The sequence below is a fragment of the Streptomyces sp. NPDC093109 genome, from assembly GCF_040701725.1.
Lineage (GTDB): Bacteria > Actinomycetota > Actinomycetes > Streptomycetales > Streptomycetaceae > Streptomyces.
In genome coordinates, this window is record NZ_JBFBEZ010000122.1 from 1 (window position 1) to 1477 (window position 1477).

Annotated in this window: 2 protein-coding genes; both read left to right on the top strand. The window is 65.3% G+C overall.

The annotated features are described in order from the left end of the window. Window positions 1-80 precede the first annotated feature (80 nt). Window positions 81-485 carry an SgcJ/EcaC family oxidoreductase gene (locus AB0389_RS37850; protein ID WP_366400129.1) on the top strand — a complete coding sequence of 135 codons (405 nt, stop codon included), beginning with the start codon at window positions 81-83 and terminating at the stop codon, window positions 483-485. Between the two features lie 54 nt (window positions 486-539). Further along, on the top strand, window positions 540-1454 hold the full coding sequence (locus tag AB0389_RS37855; protein WP_366400130.1) for an IS982 family transposase: 915 nt from the start codon (window positions 540-542) through the stop codon (window positions 1452-1454). The last annotated feature ends 23 nt before the right edge of the window (window positions 1455-1477 follow it).

Consider the following 1477-nt stretch of genomic DNA (forward strand, 5'->3'; position numbering starts at 1 on the left):
GGCTAGATGATCGATTCCAAGGGGTCAGTGGTCGATCACCTCTTGACCTCAACCATGCTTGAGTTAGCACCGTGGTTCACATGAACACGGAATCCACGGCGCACGCCGCAGACATCGATGCCATCGAAAAGGTCGTAGCCACCGTCGAGCACTCACAGCAGCAAAAGGACCCCGATGAGTTCCTCGCCCTCTTCCACCCCGACGCGGTCTGGACGACGGGCGGCGGCAAGGTTCTCATAGGGCTCGACGCGATCTCGGAGTTCACCCGCAAGGTCCTTCCCGCGACGGACTGGGACGGCAAGGTCACCTACGAGGTGGTCCACGTGTTCTTCATTCGCCCGGACGTCGCGGCGGTCAAGGTTCGTCAGCTCTACCTGACCCCGGGCGACGAGAGCGAGGGTGCCCCGCTGTACGTGATGTCCAAGCAGGACGACGGCCGCTGGTTGCTCACCGCCTGCCAGAACACGGGAGTCGTCGCCGACTGATCGACTGCAAGGGATCGGCTGCACGCATGGGGCGAGGGCGTCCAACATCAGTGTGTGAAGACAGAGCTGGACACCCTCGCCACCGCACTCTATGTGAAGACTGACGACCTGCTGAAGGACTCGCCCCATCTCGCACCATGGCGACCGATTGTGGGAATCGCCCCGCAGCTGAGCGACGCCGAACTGGTCACCCTCGCAATGATGCAGGCCATGCTCGGCTTCACCTCGGAGGCCAGATGGCTCCGCCACGCCCGTTCCCACCTGCGGCACCTCTTCCCCTACTTGCCGAAACAGCCCGGCTACAACAAACGTCTGCGCAAGGCCACCGATCTGCTCCGCCGAGTCACCCGGCTCCTGGCGACCGACACCTCCGTATGGAGCGACGACGTGTGGGTCGTCGACTCCACACCGGTGGAATGCGGGCGCTCCCGCGAGACCGTCAAACGCTCCGACCTGGCCGGATGGGCCGAGTACGGGTACTGCGCCAGCCACAGCCGCTTCTTCTGGGGCCTGCGGCTGCACCTGGTGTGCACCCTCCAGGGCCTGCCCGTCGCCTTCGCCCTGACCGGCGCCAAGGCCGACGAGCGCGAGACCCTGCTGGATCTCTTCTCCGCCGAACCCGCCCTCGTCGCCGCGCGTCCTGCCCAGACGCTGATCGGCGACAAGAACTACTTCGGCCGGGGCTTCGAAGGCGAACTCGCCGAGCAGGACATCCGGCTGCTGCGGCCGGCCCGAAAGGGCGAGCCGGAGCGGCCGGGCGCTCCGCTGTTCAAGCCGTTGCGGCAGGTCATCGAGTCGGTCAATGAGACGTTCAAGGGCCAACTCGATCTCGAACAGCACCGAGGGCGCACGCCGGGCGGTGTCGTCGCCCGCGTCATGCAGCGAATCCTCGCGCTGACCGCCGCGATCTGGCACAACGACCACACCGGACAGCCCGTACTACGCTCACTGACCGCCTACGACCACTGACCCCTTGGAATCGATCATCTAGA

Coding starts and splice junctions, on each gene's coding strand:
- AB0389_RS37850 (WP_366400129.1), top strand. CDS start 81: ATGAACACGGAATCCACGGCGCACGCCGCAGACATCGATGCCATCGAA.